The 16,360-nt window shown below is 58.2% G+C and carries 16 protein-coding genes; 9 read left to right on the forward strand and 7 right to left on the reverse strand.

The window, feature by feature from the left end:
* Positions 1-23: 23 nt before the first annotated feature.
* The 5 genes from R1T46_RS12495 to R1T46_RS12515 all read right to left on the reverse strand — a co-directional run bounded on the left by R1T46_RS12495 (position 24) and on the right by R1T46_RS12515 (position 4,039).
* Positions 24-980, reverse strand: a complete 957-nt coding sequence (locus R1T46_RS12495) for a DMT family transporter (RefSeq protein WP_317305603.1) — start codon at positions 978-980, stop codon at positions 24-26.
* A gap of 137 nt (positions 981-1,117) precedes the next feature.
* On the reverse strand, positions 1,118-2,203 hold the full coding sequence (locus tag R1T46_RS12500; protein WP_317305604.1) for a hypothetical protein: 1,086 nt from the start codon (positions 2,201-2,203) through the stop codon (positions 1,118-1,120).
* A 29-nt stretch (positions 2,204-2,232) separates the two neighbouring features.
* Positions 2,233-2,622 carry a hypothetical protein gene (locus R1T46_RS12505; RefSeq protein WP_317305606.1) on the reverse strand — a complete coding sequence of 130 codons (390 nt, stop codon included), beginning with the start codon at positions 2,620-2,622 and terminating at the stop codon, positions 2,233-2,235.
* A 98-nt stretch (positions 2,623-2,720) separates the two neighbouring features.
* A complete protein-coding gene (locus R1T46_RS12510) occupies positions 2,721-3,323 on the reverse strand; it encodes a YceI family protein (RefSeq protein ID WP_317305607.1) in 603 nt (200 codons plus the stop codon).
* Positions 3,320-4,039, reverse strand: coding sequence for a CDP-alcohol phosphatidyltransferase family protein (locus R1T46_RS12515; RefSeq protein WP_317305608.1), 720 nt, complete (start codon positions 4,037-4,039; stop codon positions 3,320-3,322). The genes R1T46_RS12510 and R1T46_RS12515 overlap by 4 nt, the downstream gene beginning before the upstream one ends.
* Before the next feature lie 156 nt (positions 4,040-4,195).
* Here R1T46_RS12515 and R1T46_RS12520 point away from each other — a divergent pair, with 156 nt between their 5' ends.
* From R1T46_RS12520 to R1T46_RS12535, 4 genes are read left to right on the forward strand one after another with little or no spacing between them, the layout of a single operon-like run.
* The gene (locus R1T46_RS12520) at positions 4,196-5,194 is read left to right on the forward strand and encodes a zinc-binding alcohol dehydrogenase (protein WP_317305610.1); all 999 of its coding nucleotides are present in this window, start codon (positions 4,196-4,198) and stop codon (positions 5,192-5,194) included.
* Between the two features lie 32 nt (positions 5,195-5,226).
* On the forward strand, positions 5,227-5,625 hold the full coding sequence (locus R1T46_RS12525; RefSeq protein ID WP_317305611.1) for a 6-carboxytetrahydropterin synthase: 399 nt from the start codon (positions 5,227-5,229) through the stop codon (positions 5,623-5,625).
* Positions 5,612-7,558 (forward strand): glycosyltransferase, encoded by a 1,947-nt coding sequence (locus tag R1T46_RS12530; protein WP_317305612.1) that lies wholly within the window; start codon positions 5,612-5,614, stop codon positions 7,556-7,558. The genes R1T46_RS12525 and R1T46_RS12530 overlap by 14 nt, the downstream gene beginning before the upstream one ends.
* A 1-nt stretch (position 7,559) precedes the next feature.
* Positions 7,560-8,489: a lysylphosphatidylglycerol synthase transmembrane domain-containing protein gene (locus tag R1T46_RS12535; protein WP_278367572.1), complete on the forward strand. Its 930-nt coding sequence runs from the start codon at positions 7,560-7,562 to the stop codon at positions 8,487-8,489.
* On the opposite strand, the gene R1T46_RS12540 is transcribed toward R1T46_RS12535, so the two are convergent.
* Positions 8,464-9,336 (reverse strand): RibD family protein, encoded by an 873-nt coding sequence (locus R1T46_RS12540; protein WP_278367470.1) that lies wholly within the window; start codon positions 9,334-9,336, stop codon positions 8,464-8,466. The genes R1T46_RS12535 and R1T46_RS12540 overlap by 26 nt on opposite strands.
* Positions 9,337-9,470: 134 nt before the next feature.
* On the opposite strand from R1T46_RS12540, the gene R1T46_RS12545 reads away from it, so the two are divergent.
* On the forward strand, positions 9,471-9,887 hold the full coding sequence (locus R1T46_RS12545) for an XRE family transcriptional regulator (protein WP_317305613.1): 417 nt from the start codon (positions 9,471-9,473) through the stop codon (positions 9,885-9,887).
* A 4-nt stretch (positions 9,888-9,891) separates the two neighbouring features.
* Here R1T46_RS12545 and galU read toward each other — a convergent pair whose 3' ends face one another.
* The gene (gene galU / locus R1T46_RS12550) at positions 9,892-10,728 is read right to left on the reverse strand and encodes a UTP--glucose-1-phosphate uridylyltransferase GalU (protein WP_041334853.1); all 837 of its coding nucleotides are present in this window, start codon (positions 10,726-10,728) and stop codon (positions 9,892-9,894) included.
* A gap of 380 nt (positions 10,729-11,108) precedes the next feature.
* Between galU and R1T46_RS12555 the strand changes: the two genes are divergently transcribed.
* The 4 genes from R1T46_RS12555 (at position 11,109) to mdoH (ending at position 16,336) form a co-directional block, all read left to right on the forward strand.
* Positions 11,109-12,269, forward strand: coding sequence for a ShlB/FhaC/HecB family hemolysin secretion/activation protein (locus R1T46_RS12555; RefSeq protein ID WP_317305615.1), 1,161 nt, complete (start codon positions 11,109-11,111; stop codon positions 12,267-12,269).
* 136 nt (positions 12,270-12,405) lie between these two features.
* Positions 12,406-13,959 (forward strand): glucan biosynthesis protein G, encoded by a 1,554-nt coding sequence (locus R1T46_RS12560; protein WP_317305617.1) that lies wholly within the window; start codon positions 12,406-12,408, stop codon positions 13,957-13,959.
* Between the two features lie 15 nt (positions 13,960-13,974).
* Entirely contained in the window at positions 13,975-14,232 is a 258-nt protein-coding gene (locus R1T46_RS12565; RefSeq protein ID WP_317305618.1) for a hypothetical protein, read from the forward strand.
* Positions 14,225-16,336, forward strand: a complete 2,112-nt coding sequence (gene mdoH / locus R1T46_RS12570; RefSeq protein WP_317305619.1) for a glucans biosynthesis glucosyltransferase MdoH — start codon at positions 14,225-14,227, stop codon at positions 16,334-16,336. Before R1T46_RS12565 ends, mdoH begins: the two co-directional genes overlap by 8 nt.
* Positions 16,337-16,360: the final 24 nt, after the last annotated feature.

Raw genomic sequence — 16,360 nt, forward strand, 5'->3', positions numbered from 1 at the left:
CCAATGGACGTGGTCAACCTCTTTCAGGAGGTTTTCCGCTTTCTGGTCCAGCCTTTTACAGCCTTGCTGATCACGCCCCAGCGATTGATGAGCAGCGCGAGGAATATCAGACCGCAACCGGCCATCTGAGGCCCAGACATGCTTTCACTGAACCAGCCGGCGGCGAACAGGGCCACCCAAACAGGCTCCAGTATCATAATTACCACGCCATGGCTGTGGGTGGACAGGCTTTGGGCATAGGTTTGAAGAAGAAAACGTCCAGCGGTACCGACCACGGCGCTGGCGATGATCCACATGGCAAGGATGCCGGAGAAGTTGTTGAGCGTGGGTGTCCAGGGCTCGAGAAATGCGGATTCAACAAGGGTGACGGTCCCTACGATGAGCAGGGCAATGGATGTCAGGGGCAGGGCTGGTACGCGTTGTTTTTCAATGGTTTCGCCCAGACGGTTGATCACGGTGCGCTGATTGGCTGCACGAGTATTCAGAGTGAAGAACAGGGCAAAGATACACGCAGCGACCACGAAGAAAAGCTGCCCGATTTCCGGGCGGAATCCGTTTTTTAGTGATAGCAGCGCCAGGCCGCTAACCGCTACCGGGATGGCAAACCAGGTGCTGACGGGCTGTTCCTCACGGAAAATGAATCGGGCCAGTACCGGCACGACCACCACACCCAGGCTGGTCAGGAAGGCGCCTTCTCCCACATGTGTGGCATGAAACAGCCCCATTACCCAAAAACTCATGGCTATTCCGAACACCAACCCGACACCAACACTGCGCCTGAACTGGTCGGCACTCAATCGCCTCAGTGGCCGCCGCGCGATGAAGGCCAATACGGAACCTGCCAGCAGAAAGCGCATGGCCATGAACAATAATGGGGGCATCAGCAACACGGCTTCTTTTGAAAATATCCAACTGATGGCTGCCATTAAGGTTACAACGACTAATAAAAGATCAGATTTACGGGCATTCGAGAGAGGCATTCACAACCGCCTTGCAGAGGGTAGACTGAGCCCGGCCTATGGCAGGACAGCGGCGGAGTTTATCATGGGCGGGTTAAAATGGCTCTTCCGTGAGCCGGTTAGGTCCTTTCGGGCGGGTGAGCCCTTGATGGGCAGGATCAGTTGTTAAGAGTGTTATAGACCAGTGTCGACATGTCGGTCTGATTCGAGCCCGGTACCTCTATATACCGGTCACCGGAACCCCACCATTGCCACCAGGAGCGCTTGTTGTAGGTGCGACTGGCGAAATCGACACGCAGCCCATTGAGGGTTGTGTCATTCACTACGGGGACCGAAATGTTGCCGGTTTCCGAGCCTAGAACGCCGCTGTGGGAAACACCCTCGTTCATCAGGATCGGAAAGTGGTTGTAGTAGAGGTCTGAAGGGCCATCCTGATTCGATACCTTACCCGCCAGGCTCAAGCTGGAGCTGCAGGAATCGATACCATTACTGGTGGTAGCGCCACAGGCAGAGTGCGTGGGCACAACACCGTCGTCAGTGCCGGCGATGAATGGCTTGGTGATGCCCCCGTACGAAGAACCACCGGCAACAAATCGTAGCCTGGGTACGTTGTTCGGGCTGACCGCCAGGTTGCGCGCGGTATTGGTTTGAAGGTCATTGACAACCCCCAGTTTACCGGGCTCTGGAGTAATACCGGTAAAGGCCCGAACAGCCTGTTTGAGTGGCCAGTTGTACCAGCTGTCGTTGTAGGCAACGTTCAGGGCCAGATCGGCCAGCTCCGTACCGCCGCCGGCACCGGAGTAGTCGATCGCAGCGAGTATTTTCAGCGGCTGCAGTCCGTCGGCCTGAAGCCAGCGTGCCTGGTTTTCCAGAAGATATCGGGTAACCAGGTCACCGGTGGAATGGGAAACCACAATGCAGAAATCGTTGCATAGCCCCTGCTGGCTGATGTCACGTAGCTGCTGATAGGCCTGCTGGGCGATGTTGCCCTCCACACGGCCATCGCTGCCCCAATCTACACGGGCGTCGGAACGGGACAGCCAGAAGGTACGCCAGTAGTCCTCGCCAGCACTTTTTACCTCATTAAGGTTGGCAGGTGGATTGGCCAGGTCTTCCTGCTGGAAGCCGTGAACCAGGATCACGTTGTGGCCCGCAAGCTGGGCGTGGGCGGTGCCGGCGAACAAGCCGCCGGCGATGGCCACCGCAAGGGCGGTCTTACAGGCACTTCTCTTTCTTGTTTTCATAAAGGCTCCGTCTTTGTTTTATTGTTGTATCAGAACTTGTCTGCCAGCCTTTGCAGCAGGGCAGCACGTTGCTCTGATTCGGGGTCACCTGCCGGGCTGTCGGTCAATCCGTCCAGGTCCGGTGGCGAAAACGAGTAGCCATCATCAGGGCCATAGCCATAGTCGGTGCGGTCTCCGGGCGAGGCCGGCAGGCGCCGGATCTGCAGGTTGCGCAGTTCCAGGTTACCGCTAATCTCACGATGGGCGAGCACCGAGCCATGGGCTTTGAGCTCCAGGGTGTCGGTGGTTCCGTCGAGTCTCTTCTCGGCCTGCAGCTGCGCGAGTGCGCGGCCGTTGTGGTAGAGCTGGGCAGAGAGGGCATAGAAGCCGGGGTCTTTGGCGTCGAAATGAACCGGTATGATCAGGTCGTTGTTGGTCACCCGTGGGTCGCCCAGGCCGTCAAACTCTCCCTTCGCGCAAAAAAATGACTCGAATGTGTAACAGAATGTGTTCAGGGTATGATTCCGTTCACACTACCTCATAGCCAGCCGGACTCTTTCACGGCTTCCAGGCCAAACCTGAGGCGAACCTCATCACCCACCAGATCCTGGTCAATGCCGTAGCTCATGCCCCAATTGCTGCGCTTGATGGTGGTTTCGGCAGTGATGCCGAGGGTGTAGTCCTCGTGCCCGATGGGGTATTCGGCGGATTTGTTAAGGGTTACATCAACATCCACCGGGCGGGTTTTGCCTAGAAGGGTCAGGTCACCGGTCACAATGCCGGTGTTGTCCCCGGTATTCTCGAAGCCGGTGATCTCAAAGGTGATATCCGGGAACTTTCCACTGTTGAGGAAATCGTCGTTGCGCAGGTGGCCATCCCGTTTGTCGTGATTGGTGAACACGCTTTTGCTTTTGAACGTCAGTGTCCCGGAGGTGAGCTGTCTGGTCTCCTCGTCGTAGTCAAACTGTCCCTCCACATCCCGGAACATGCCCATCACCGGGGCATAGCCGATGTGGTTCACCTCAAACGACATCGAGAAGTGTTCATCGTCGATAATGTAGGTTTCCGGCTCCGCCATGGCAACCGGGGCTGACAATACCAATGAGGCGGTCAGTACAGCGGTGGATAGGAACGTTTTCATGTCTTTCTCCCTGTTTGATAAAGCCAGCGCAGGTCTGTAAAAAATGAATAACAGAGCAGTACCAGCGCGATAGCGAGTGTGGAGGTTGCGAAACCGGTTGGCGTAATGGGCAGTATGGCAATCATCAGGGTGACTATCTGCCATACGCAGACAGTTTTGCGTCGAAAGCTGTCGGGTAGTGGTCTGTCCATAAAACGGAACCAGTGGCCGGCGACCACAAAGGCGTAACGCATCAGCCCTAACGCCAGAACCCATGGGCCGGCTTTGCTCTGGGCGAGGACAGCAACACACAGCCCGAGGATGAACAGCGCATCCAGTTCCATGTCGAATCGGGCTCCGAACGCTGTTGCTGAGCGCGTGGCCCTGGCGACGGCGCCATCCACACCGTCAAGAATCAACGCCAGTAAACACAATGACCCGTACACCCACAGCCAGTTCCCTAACTCGGAAGTGAACGGCGCCAGGCTGGTGAGGAGTATGACGAGGGCGGCGCGTACCAGGGTTGCCCGGTTGGCCCAACCGAAGTCCTGTTCCGCGGGCCAGAAGTGAATAACAGGCACCGCAATTGCCAGGCAAAGCAACACGGCGAGCGCGTAAAAGCTGGCAGGGGGGTGGAATCCGATGCCAGCGGCGGTCACCATGAGCGCCGTCAGTCCGCCGGACCAGGCAAGATCGGCGGCCAGGGGCAGGCGGAACGTGTGAGTGTGGAAATCCATCATTAAACCCCAGCGTATGATTGAGCGTGCATCCGGTCGAAACAGGGCCTATTGAAAACATCGATGCGCCTGTATGCACTATAGCTGGCAAGGCCGCGTGTACTATAGCCTGCGTATACTATAGTGAGTTACGTGCGCTGTAAGGAAACAGACGATATGACAAACGCATTTTGGGTGACCGGGCCCGGGGAAGGGGCCATTCTCCCAGCAACCTACGATCATTGTTCGGCGGCCGACGCTGACAGTCCAGCGGTGTCTGTGCGAGCGCTATACTCGGGCGTCAGTCGTGGAACCGAGTCATTGGTTTTCAACAACCGTGTGCCACCGTCGGAATACGATTCGATGCGTGCCCCGTTCCAGGAAGGCGATTTTCCCTTCCCGGTCAAATATGGTTATGCCAGCGTAGGTCGTGTTGTTTCGGGCCCCGAGGCCCTGACTGGCCAGTCGGTTTTCTGCCTGTTTCCTCATCAGGAGCACTACCAGGTTCCTGCATCCGCCGTGGTACCTCTTCCATCCGGTCTTCCGGAATCCAGGGCAGTGCTGGCCGCCAACATGGAAACCGCGGTTAACGGCCTGTGGGATGCTTCACCACGAGTGGGAGAGCGGGTCGCAGTGGTTGGCCTTGGCGTCGTTGGTCTGCTGGTTGCGTGGCTTGCCAGCCGCATACCGGGTACCCGGGTTACCGTCGTGGACACCAATCCACAGCGTAAAACGGTTGCGCACACCCTGGGGCTGGATTTCCAGACCCAATGCCGACAGGACGATCATGACTTGGTCATCCACGCCAGCGGCCACCCAACGGGTCTTGAAACCGCTCTTGCGCTGGCGGGACAGGAAGCGCGAATTATTGAGATGAGCTGGTACGGCGAGCAGCCAGTGCCGGTATCCCTGGGCCGGGCATTCCATTCCCGTCGGCTGACGATACGGTCTAGCCAGGTTGGTAACCTGCATCCTGAGCAGCGGCCACGCTGGCGCCATCGGGATCGAATGGTGCTGGCCCTGGAGCTGCTGCGGGATGATGTCCTGGACTGCCTGATCAGCGGCGAAACCACCTTCGAATCGCTGCCGGAGGTTATGCCGGCACTTGCTGGAAACAGAGCTGGCGGAACGGCCTCCGACACTCTCTGTCACCGTATCGTATACCCCGACAATTGACTCCCATCATCCGTATCGAGGACCCAAAACCCATGTTCAGCCTTACCGTCAGAGACCACATGATGATCGCCCACAGCTTTAAGGGTGACATTTTCGGCCCCGCCCAGGGCCTGCATGGCGCCACCTACGTGGTTGATGTCTCCTTCGAGCGGGAAGCCCTCGACAACGACGATCTGATCGTCGATATCGGGCTGGCGTCCGAGGTGTTGTCGTCGGTGATTGCCGAGTTCAACATGAAGAACCTGGACGATATCGAGGAATTTTCCAATCGCAATACCACCACCGAGTTCATGGCGATGACGGTGTTCGACCGACTGGCCGCGGCGATCCGCCAGGGCCGGCTGGGTGAAACCGGCAAAGGCCTGTGTTCGATGAAGGTCACCCTTGGCGAATCCCATATTGCCTGGGCCAGCTACCATGGCGAACTCTGAACCATTAACGTCGGTGTTGTTCGTTGTCCCGGGGGATCCTGAACAGAAAACCGGAGGCTACCGGTACGTTCAGCGTGTTGTCGCAGGGCTCAGGGATAACGGCGTGGATGCCTTTGTTTCCGGGCTCTGTGGCAGCTTCCCGGTGCCAGACCGGATGGCGGAAGCATCCATGAACAGGTTGCTTGCCGCCCTTGCGGATGATTCGGTGGTGGTACTTGATGGCCTGGCCATGGGCGGGCTTCCGGACGTGATCGCCAACCATGCATCCCGTTTGCGGGTTGTGTCGCTGGTCCACCACGCCCTGGCGGATGAAACGGGGCTGACGCAAGAGTTGCAGGATTGGCTTTTCCGGGTAGAGCGTCGGGCGCTGTCAAAGGTGGCCGGGGTAATCACGACCAGTGCCCACACCGCGCACCGACTGAAAGACTACAGCGTACCGGCCACGGCCATCCGCGTGGTTGAGCCGGGCGCCGACACCATTGCCGGTATTGGCGCTGAAACCCAGCCATCAAGAGCCCAGGGCCCCACGATTCATCTGCTCTGTGTGGCCCACCTGTCGCCGCGCAAGGCACAGCACCATCTGGTCGAAGCGTTAAGTGATCTCCGGGACTGTTCATGGCACTGCACCCTGGCAGGCTCGCTGGATCGCGACGAGCACTATGCCCACGAGCTTGGCGGTATCATTGCGAACCTGGGGCTTGAACATCGGATCAGTCTTTTGGGGGAGCTGGACGACCTTGAGCTTGCCGGCGCCTATCGTAACGCGGATGTTTTTGTGCTGCCGTCCGTTTACGAAGGGTATGGAATGGTGATTGATGAGGCGATTGCCGCGGGGTTGCCGGTGATCACCACGGATGGGGGTGCCCTTTCCACCACAGGCCTGCGGCCTGGCGTCCGGCAGTATCAAGCCGGCGATGTCGCAGGGTTGCGGGCGTGCCTGGAAGACTGGCTTACTAACCCCGGCGCGCTTGGCGAGGCGGCTACCCAGGTACAGCAGGCGGCGCGCTCCCTGCGAAGCTGGCAGAGTACCGCCATTGACTTCCAACGGGCACTGGAAGACCTGCTGCCGCCACCGGACCCTACCACCTTCGACAGCGACTGGCTGGCACTGCGTGAGCCGGCAGACCACCTTGCTCGTAACAAGAGGCTGCTCTCGGAGGTGCTGGTTTGGGCGGAACAGGACTATTGTCACCCGGGCGTTCTGAGCGGTCATCACGCACCACCACTGCTGGTGGTGGATCTGGGTACCGGCACTGGCTCCAACGCCCGTTACCTTGTGCCGGCCATGACGGTACCCCAGCGCTGGGTGCTACTGGACCAGGACGAACACCTGCTTGCCCTTGCCGGAGAGAGACTGCAACACCTTGATGTCCCGCTGGAAACCCATGCCTGTCACTTGAACGCCAAGCGGCTTGCCGGGCAGATTCCGGATGGCACCCGGTTGATCACAGCTTCGGCCCTGATAGACCTGATGTCGGAAGACTGGCTAGAGGCATTGGCGGTAGCCGCCACCAGACACAATGCCGGCGTGTTTATCGTTCTGAGTTACGCGGGGAATGTCGAGCTGTCGCCGGCAGACCAGGACGACGACTGGATACGCGAGACCGTCAACGAGCACCAGCACAACGATAAGGGGACTGGTGCCGCGCTGGGGCCATCGGCGACGAATTACCTCAAGCAACAGCTCGAATTGCGGGACTATCAGGTGTCTGTTGCTCCAAGCCCGTGGCGCCTGACGCCTGCTCAAAGTGCACTTCAGCGCGCCTTGCTTGAGGGCTGGCGTGACGCGGTGATGCAACAGTCGCCGAGCGAACGTCAGCGGGCCGAGCGCTGGTTTGGCCTGCGTCTGAAGCAGGCTGATGAGCAGAGCCTGTCAATCCGCGTGGAACATGAAGACTTGTTTGCCCGGCCAGCCAGAGACGGCGTTGCCTGACGTGCGACGCCTGCTCCGAACCCGTTACCTGCGCTGGGGTTTCACCCTGCTGTTGCTATTGGCGACTGGCTACTTCCTGGATCTGGGCGTGCTCTGGCGGGAACTGGCGCAGTTCTCATTACTGTCGTTATTGGCAGCCATGGTGGTATCCGTTGCGCAGGTGGTGCTTTCAGCCTGGCGCTGGCGTTACACCGCCCGGCGACTTGGGTTGGTCTTGCCCATGGCTGTTGCGGTGCGGGAGTACTACCTTGCCACTTTTCTCAATCAGGTGCTTCCTGGCGGGGTGATGGGCGATGTTAATAGGGCCTGGCGTCACAGTCTCGACTCCGGTGCCCGTCTTGCGTCTGCTCATGCTGTCATGATCGAACGATTGTCTGGCCAGCTGGTAATGGTGGCGGTGGCGCTAAGCCTGGGGGGTTGGCTTGCAGGGTCCCGATACGGGATGCTTGAGGCTTTTACCGGCTACGGCGAACGGGCGCTGTTGTTGCTGGCCGTCCTGGTTGCGACAGTGGTATTGATTGCCAGGCTTTGGCAGCGCGGGAAGAGCTACGTCCATGCGCTTCGGCGTGACTTGCACAAGGCTCTGTTGAGGTGGCCGGCTCTGGGTGTCCAGTTGGTATCCTCCGCCGGTGTGGTGGCCAGTTACCTGGCTGTATTTTCGTTGTTGGCTCTGGGAGCGGGTTATTGGGCTGACCCGTACATGGCCCTGGTGCTGGTGTCTCTTTGCAGTCTTCTGCTGCTGGTCATGGCTATTCCGGTTACCGTCGCTGGCTGGGGAATGCGCGAGGGCGCTGCGGCATTGCTCTGGCCTATGGCTGGAATGCCGGCCGAGCAGGGCGTTGCACTCAGTGTCGGCTACGGGTTGGCGGTCCTGTTGTCCAGCCTTCCGGGCGTGCTGTTCGTATTCACTCGCCGACACTCGAGTGGCTGAAATTCAGATCAAACAGCATGTCACTGCCCAGATCCACCATCTGGGCCTTCGGGCGCAGGGCGCTGTCGAGTGTCTTGATTTCCGGCAGTGAAAACGCCGGGCGCCCACTGCCGATGATCATGGGGGCGACCATGACATGCAGCCGGTCGAGCAGGTCCGCATTCAGGAATTCAGACACGGTAAGCCCACCGCCCTCCACAAAAATCTTGCGAAGACCAAAGTCCGCGAGAACCGCGAGTATATGGGCCGGGTCCGTGGTGTCATTCTGCCCGAGGCAGGGCACATCTGTTACGCCGTGGCGGGGTGCCAGCTTATCGCCAGCGTGGTAGTCCCCGGCGACGAGGCGAAGTGTTGGGGATGCTTCATCGCTGAACAAGTGGTGGCTGTCCGGTACCCGATGGTTGCGATCAATCACCACCCGAACCGGATTAATGCCGGACGTCTTGCGAACCGTCAGCCTGGGATTGTCGGTGGATGCAGTTCCGGCGCCGACAATGACCGCTTCCGACACTGCCCGCAAGCGGTGCAGGTGGGTAATGCCATCTTCGCCATTGATGAACTTGGAGGCGCCGGTCACCGTGGCGATACGTCCGTCCAGGCTCTGCCCCATCTGGCCGACAACCCGCGAGCGTGAGCCTTGAGCAACCGGGCAGCACAGCGGCAGGAAAACCGACAGAAGGTCCCGTGCGCCGAGCTCTGCTGGCAGTCGAAGTGCCCATTCGCCGTTCTGGCCAATATCCAGTGCTGGCTTATCACTGCCTGGCAATGAAAGCGTCACATTGCTGCGGTTCACTGCGTCCAGTACCAGCTCCCATGCGGTGTTCTTATCCAGTGCTTTTGCCGCCATACCGAGTTATTTCCGTTGCTAATGGATTCATTATAGGTAGATTGTGTGTAAAGCTATATGTACGTTACATTTCCGGTTTGATTCACCGAAAATGTTATCCGACCACAAGATTAACCTCGGCAGAGAACACTCCTATGCGGTACCTGCAAACCTTTAACCGCCGCCTGCGTCAGATTCGGGAAACCGGGCAGTTGTCGTGCGGGGACGTGGCAGAAATGTGCGGAGTGGACGAGGCACGGGTGGTGAGTTGGGAAGCGACTGATGCGAGGCATCGGGCATGGCCGGGTGTCACCGAGTTACTGGATTTTTGCTTGAAGACGGAAACCCCACTGGAAGACCTGCTGGACCTGGACGATGTCGGGGACACGGGCCAGTTAGAGCTGCCGGGCCTGGCGTTCAGCCAGGGTGATGATCTGTCAACGGCCTTGAAAGAACTCGAGCAGGAAATCAGCCGGATTCAACTATCAGAAGAAGAAATGGAACTGCTGCGCCGGTTTCGGAAAACCTCTGGCGAAAACCGGCGCATGATCCTGCAGATTCTCGGCAAATAGACGCTTACTTACCTTTCTTGTAGATGTTTTCGTAAACGTAGTTGGTCGCTTCCACAAACCCGTCAATGCTGCCGCAGTCAAACCGGCGCCCCTTGAATTTGTAGGCCAGAACACATCCGTTCTTCGCCTGTTCCAGTAGCGCATCCGTAATCTGAACCTCACCATTCTTGCCCGGGGGCGTGCGCTCGATGATGTCGAAGATGTCCGGCGTGAGGATGTAACGCCCAATGATCGCCAGGTTGCTGGGGGCATTTTCCGGGGCGGGTTTCTCGACCATGTCAGTGATGCGATAGAGGCCGTCTTTCATGGACTCGCCTGCAATCACGCCGTATTTGTGGGTCTCATCTTCCGGTACTTCTTCAATGGCCACGATGGAGCAGCGGAACTGGTTGTAAAGCTTGACCATCTGGGCGAGTACACCTTCTTCGGCACCATCGGCCACGCAGAAGTCATCAGCGAGTACGACCGCGAATGGGCTGTCGCCGACAAGGTTGCGACCAGTAAGGATGGCGTGACCGAGACCTTTCATTTCGCTCTGGCGGGTGAAAGCGAACGAGTTGTTGTCGATCAGTTCCCGGATCGAGGTTAACAGGTCTTCCTTGCCCGAACCGGCAATCTGGTGCTCGAGCTCATAGCTGATGTCGAAGTGATCCTCGATGGCCCTTTTACCTCGACCGGTGACGAAACCGAATTCGTGAACGCCCGCTTCAGAGGCTTCCTCAACGCCATATTGAACAAGGGGTTTGTTCACAATGGGCAGGATCTCCTTGGGCATGGCCTTGGTGGCCGGCAGGAAGCGGGTGCCATACCCGGCAACGGGAAAGAGACACTTTTTGATCATAACGTTCGTCCTTATTTCGTTTCGGTCACGGCCTGTTTGAAGTCAGTCGTCCGTGTAGGCTGACTCACGAATTGTGCCAAGTGTAACCAAGTTGGTGTTCCAAATGGAGGTCTCGGTAGCGAAATGTAGAATTTGGTAATAACTGGCACCAGTTATCAATACCTGTCGCTTGTTGAAATCTATAGAAAAAACTTTCAGAGATGTTCGTAATCATCTGTTTTAGATGAAGATTAACTTTGTAAATTTTAGCAACTGGCGATGGATTTAAGGGCTTTAATGCAATACATTCCGCAGTGACGATTTTTTAAGAATAACCGGCACCCATCTCGACAGGCGGCCGGCGCTCACTGGCAGGATCAGAAACATTGAGACATCCCCTGTTGTTCGCACTTATTTGGTGCGTTCTCAGCCAACCTTTGTACGCGGAATCATCGGGTTCCTGGTTGCGTAATGGCTGGAAACCCTACGCCGATAACTTTGAGGGCACCGCGAATGCGTTCCGCGATGAGCGTGAACACTGGCTAAAATCCCGATTGAAGTTTTCCGGCAAAACCTCCCTGAACAGCGACGGAATGGATGGCGACATTGGCGTGTCTGCCGACAGCCTTGTCGGCAGCAGCGATGCTATCGGGTTTCACTATCGCGATGCCCGGTCCCACAAAAACCGCTCAGACGCCAACGCCACGTCGTTTCGGTACCGCTTTCCCGCCGGAGCCAACCAAGTCACCGTGGAAACCGGAAGTTCATATTACAGCCGTGCCATTACCAGTGGTGACAGGCGCTACAACGCCAGTGGCGAATCCAGTGTTGTAGGCGTCGGGGCCAGTCGTCCGCTGTTTTCAAGATTTGGTCTGGCGTTTGATGGTATTGCCCGCCATACCGGGCGGGACAGCCGCGCTCTGGAGAAGGGTAGCCTGGTATCAGAGAGCCGTTACGAACTGTCCTCAGTTGGCGTCAAGGCAAAGGGCGGTCATGAGCTTTGGGGTGGCTTGCAGGCCAGCACTGGTCTTCTGGCGGTGAGCGGTCGCGAGTACAGTGCAACCGATTACCGGTTGAAGGAAGATGTCGGGCGCGAAGACGCGTTCTACAAAGTGGCCATGTCCGCTTCGCTGGAACAGGAGCTCTATCGCTGGCGGTGGCGGATTCACGGCCGTTACCAGTTCGCTGATGAAGATCTTCCGGTGTCGGAGTATCTGACCGTGGCCGGTCCCTCCATGATGGCCGGTTTTAACGGCCAATCCGTGTCGGTTGTTCAGGGTGGCTGGTTGCGCCTGGATACTGCCAGCCCCTCGTGGCAGGTGCCATTTATGGATGGTGTACTTTCCAGCGTGAATTTTGCGGTGTTGCACGGCTGGGTTCCATACTCCGAAACCCAGTCCGACCGCCACGGCCGGGCCAGTGCTGGCCAGGTTTCACTGAAGTTCGAGGGCCGTGCGTTCACGGCCAATGTCAGCGTCGGCCGTATGATTCGTGCCTCCACGACGGCCATGACGATGCCCGAACGCCCGGACGTTCGGTTCTCTCTCACCATGGGTATCTGATTTCTTTCCTAACTCCTCTCTGATGCCTCTCTGGCTCCCTGTGGCCAGCCTGCCTTACGAAGATGTCACTTGAGACGGCGCCCGTCGCAGGTGCTACATTAAAAAGTCGATGGACATTTTTCGAGGTGGGACCTACATGCATTCAGGGAAACGATGGCTGATCGGCCTGGTATTGCCGGGGCTGCTCTACGCCCATGTGGCGGGGGCTCTTGAGTTCAGGGAGATAGTGGACAAGGCCAAAGCAAGGGCTGAAGGTGAGTATCAGCCGCCACCTCCGGTGCCTGGGTTTCTCAGGAACCTGAGCTACCGAGACTACCAATCCATCCGCTTCAATCCGCAGGCCAGCCTTTGGCGCGAGGGACGCTCCCGATTCCAGGTGATGATGGTGCCGCCGGGGAGTTATTACACCCACACGGTCAAGCTGAATGAGGTGGATGCCGACGGCGTCACACCCATCCCGTTTGATAAATCCGGCTTCAGCTTCCCGGACCCGGAACTCGCCAAAAGGGTTCCCGCAGACCTGGGATATTCAGGTTTTAAGCTCACGTACCCGATGGGCAGTGGTGAGGAACAGAACCAGTTTCTGGTCTTTGCCGGCGCCAGCTATTTCCGGGGCGTGGGTGCCGATAACCACTTTGGCCTGTCGGCGCGTGGTATAGCAATTGACACCGGGCTGCCTTCTGGGGAGGAAGTGCCATCGTTTGTTGAATTCTGGCTTGAGCGGCCAGGAGGCGGCAGTGAACGTATGCGGGTTTACGGTCTATTGGATGGCCCAAGCGTCGCCGGCGCCTACCGTTTCGATATTCAGCCCGGCCCGACCACACGTATTGATGTCACTGCTGAGTTGTTCTACCGCAACCCGGTGGATCAACCGGGCCTGGCGCCGCTGACGTCGATGTTCTACTACGGCGAGAATACCGCCAGGCCCCGGGGTGAATGGCGGCCCCAGGTACACGATTCAAGCGGGCTGCTGATTCATGACCAGGGTGCCGGCGAATGGTTGTGGCGACCTCTGAAAAATCCATCTCGCCTCCGGCTCAGTTACCTTCAGGTTGATCGCCTGGCTGGCTTCGGGTTGATGCAGCGGGACACCCAGTTTGACCAGTTTGAGGACGCCGAGGCTCGATATGACAAACGGCCCAGTGCGTGGGTTGCGCCAAGGCAGGGATGGTCGAACGGCGAGGTCGTGCTGGTTGAAATTCCCACCAACGCGGAAACCAACGACAACATCGTTGCCTTCTGGAAACCGAAGGAGCCAGTAAAGCAGGGTGACCACCGGGCGCTAGCCTACAGCCTTCGTTTTGGCGACGAGGACGTATCCGGGCAGAGCACCGGGCGCGCACTGCAAACGTTTGTCGGAGATGGCAACCGCCCTGGAGGTGGCACGGAAGAGGGGGCCTACCGAATCATTGTTGATTTTGCAGGAGGGCCATTGGACGATCTTAAGCCCAATGCTGCCATCGTCAGTAAGGTCAGTGAAGGGAGCGGAAACAGCGACGCCGTTGAGATCATAGAGCATTTTGTTGAATTCGTTGAGGCGGATGGCTCCTGGCGCCTGTCGATGCTGGTTCGCCCCGTCGGTGACAAGGCCCCGGTCCTCCGCGGGCAACTCCTGCTTGATAATGAGCCACTGACCGAGACCTGGACCTATTCTATAAACCCGGATTCCGGGCTTGCACAGAAGCAATAGAGCGGAGATTTGTTCATGCCGGAAACCGTATGCCAGCAGGCGATCGAGAGGGTCATGACTTATCTGCGCGACGATGGCGTGGAGTTGGACGCGGAAACCTGTCGACAGGTGCTGCGTTTGGTTGATAGCGCCATGAAGGACGGTGGTGGGCTGGATTTGCCCGCCCGGTGTATTGAGCTCGTGCCGGACTACTTCAACCGGCCGGGAATGGACATCCCGGCGCCTATTCCACCCCTGATGCGCGGCCACCTGGGGTACTATCCCCATGACTGAGGTCGTTAATGAAGCCCCCCACGAGCGTTCGGGAACCTGGCGCCGCACCGCCACAGTGCGTCGCTTTTTCCTGACATTGTTTGTGGTTGGGCAAACCATTGTTGCCAGTTACTTCCTGCTCTGGATTCTGCCGTATCACGGCGGAACATGGGTAGAGCTCGGCCTGCTTGCGCTTTTTATCCTTCTTTATATGTGGATTGCAGTGGGATTCTGGACGGCCGTGTTTGGTTTCGTACTCAGGCTGATAGGTGGCGATCGTCACAGCCTTCTCAAACGCCATCCGGAGTCGGAACTGGAAAACACGGCGCTGGCCAAAACCGCCATCGTTATGCCGATCTACCACGAGCCCGTGAAATGGACGCTCAGCGGGTTGAAGGCGGTCTATCAGGACATTGAACGGACCGGGCAGCTGGACCGCTTTGAATTTCATATTATCTCCGACAGCAGGGACCCGAACGTCTGGCTCCAGGAACAGGCCGAGTGGCACCGGCTGTGTGAAGAGCTCGGGGCTGGAGGGCGGCTGTTTTATCGTCGTCGGCGCGTCAATCTCAATTTCAAAAGCGGCAACGTTGCGGACTTTTTGCGGCGTTGGGGGCGCCGTTATCGCTATATGGTTGTGCTGGATGCCGACAGCCTGCTAAGTGCGGGAACCATCGTGAAAATGGTGCAACTGATGGAGCGGGAACCCAACGTGGGTATCCTGCAGACCGCACCCACCATTATCAACGGTGAGTCTCTCTTTGCCAGAGTGCAGCAATTCGCGAACCGCCTTTACTCGTCGTTATTCGCTACTGGCCTGGCAGCCATACAGATGGGAGACGCTGCCTTCTGGGGCCACAACGCCATTCTTCGCGTTGAGCCCTTTATGACGCACTGCGGTCTTCGCAAGCTGCGGGGCTTCGGGCTTTTTCGCGGGCCCATCATGAGTCACGATTTCGTCGAAGCGGCCTACATGGGGCGCGCCGGTTATGAGGTGTGGCTTGAGCCTGAGCTTGGCAACAGCTTTGAAGAATCACCGCCCACCATTTCGGATGAACTCTCCCGGGACAATCGCTGGTCCAGAGGCAACCTCCAGCATCTTTGGATCCTGCTGTTCGGGCGGAAGTTGCGCCTGGCCCACCGGATGGCACTGCTTAACGGCATCATGGCGTACCTTGCGTCGCCGCTCTGGTTGGCATTCCTGATTCTGACGACCGTTGAAGCCGTGCAAATGACGGTCGCCAGCATCAATTATTTCCCGGAAGGGCATCAGGGGCTATTCCCCCTATGGCCGGAATGGCGGCCGGAATGGGCTATCGGGCTTGCGTTGAGCACCCTGTCGCTGCTGTTTCTGCCAAAGTTTCTGGCCATCTTTGATGCTGTAATCCACGGCCTTGTGCGGGGCTTCGGAGGCGTCTGGCGGCTGTTTCTGAGTGTGTTGCTGGAAATCGTCGTTTCCGTCCTGCTGGCTCCGGTCCGGATGATGGCCCACAGCCGATACGTCCTTGGGGCTCTTCTCAACGTCTCTTTGTCCTGGGCAGGGCAAAATCGCACAGAAGAAACGACATGGCGGGACGCTTTTCTGACCCAGTTTCCCGGCATGCTCGTGGGGGCTGGCTGGTCCGCCTTCGCCTGGAGTCTGGACCCCATGTTTTTCCTCTGGTCCCTGCCCGTCGCGGTGCCACTTGTGTTGGCGGCCCCGACATCGGTGGTGCTCAGCCGTGTAGGGCTGGGCCGGGCGTTCAGAAAGAAAGGGCTTTTGGTGATTCCGGAAGAGCTTACGCCGGTCGAAGTATTGAACGACGCCAGAAGCGCGAGGGCCCTGGATGATGAGGTCACGGTGATTACCGCTGTGGAGGCCGCCGTGATCCGGCCGAGCCTGAATCAGCTTCATCTGGCCCTGGCGCGCGCTGATCGTCAGCCCAGAAGGGCTGAGTTGCTGGCACCATTGGTACGACGACTCGCCGACAAAGGGCCGGACTCGCTGTCCCGGAACGAACTCAGCCAAGTGTTTCGTGACCGCACAGCGTTGGCGGAACTGCACCGGCTTGCCTGGCGTTCCTCGCCAGACAGTTTCTGGGGACGGCGAATATCCAGTTTGGGCAAGACAAAGCCTCAAGAGTAAAGAGCCTCAACCTAAGACGGGAGC

The organism is Marinobacter salarius, from assembly GCF_032922745.1.
In the GTDB taxonomy this organism is placed as follows: domain Bacteria; phylum Pseudomonadota; class Gammaproteobacteria; order Pseudomonadales; family Oleiphilaceae; genus Marinobacter.

Excerpts from the sequence above, each read along its gene's own strand:
- R1T46_RS12495 (WP_317305603.1), bottom strand. The coding sequence starts at position 980 with ATGCCTCTCTCGAATGCCCGTAAATCTGATCTTTTATTAGTCGTTGTA.
- R1T46_RS12500 (WP_317305604.1), bottom strand. The coding sequence starts at position 2,203 with ATGAAAACAAGAAAGAGAAGTGCCTGTAAGACCGCCCTTGCGGTGGCC.
- R1T46_RS12510 (WP_317305607.1), bottom strand. The coding sequence starts at position 3,323 with ATGAAAACGTTCCTATCCACCGCTGTACTGACCGCCTCATTGGTATTG.
- R1T46_RS12515 (WP_317305608.1), bottom strand. The coding sequence starts at position 4,039 with ATGGATTTCCACACTCACACGTTCCGCCTGCCCCTGGCCGCCGATCTT.
- R1T46_RS12520 (WP_317305610.1), top strand. The coding sequence starts at position 4,196 with ATGACAAACGCATTTTGGGTGACCGGGCCCGGGGAAGGGGCCATTCTC.
- R1T46_RS12525 (WP_317305611.1), top strand. The coding sequence starts at position 5,227 with ATGTTCAGCCTTACCGTCAGAGACCACATGATGATCGCCCACAGCTTT.
- R1T46_RS12530 (WP_317305612.1), top strand. The coding sequence starts at position 5,612 with ATGGCGAACTCTGAACCATTAACGTCGGTGTTGTTCGTTGTCCCGGGG.
- R1T46_RS12540 (WP_278367470.1), bottom strand. The coding sequence starts at position 9,336 with ATGGCGGCAAAAGCACTGGATAAGAACACCGCATGGGAGCTGGTACTG.
- R1T46_RS12545 (WP_317305613.1), top strand. The coding sequence starts at position 9,471 with ATGCGGTACCTGCAAACCTTTAACCGCCGCCTGCGTCAGATTCGGGAA.
- galU (WP_041334853.1), bottom strand. The coding sequence starts at position 10,728 with ATGATCAAAAAGTGTCTCTTTCCCGTTGCCGGGTATGGCACCCGCTTC.
- R1T46_RS12560 (WP_317305617.1), top strand. The coding sequence starts at position 12,406 with ATGCATTCAGGGAAACGATGGCTGATCGGCCTGGTATTGCCGGGGCTG.
- R1T46_RS12565 (WP_317305618.1), top strand. The coding sequence starts at position 13,975 with ATGCCGGAAACCGTATGCCAGCAGGCGATCGAGAGGGTCATGACTTAT.
- mdoH (WP_317305619.1), top strand. The coding sequence starts at position 14,225 with ATGACTGAGGTCGTTAATGAAGCCCCCCACGAGCGTTCGGGAACCTGG.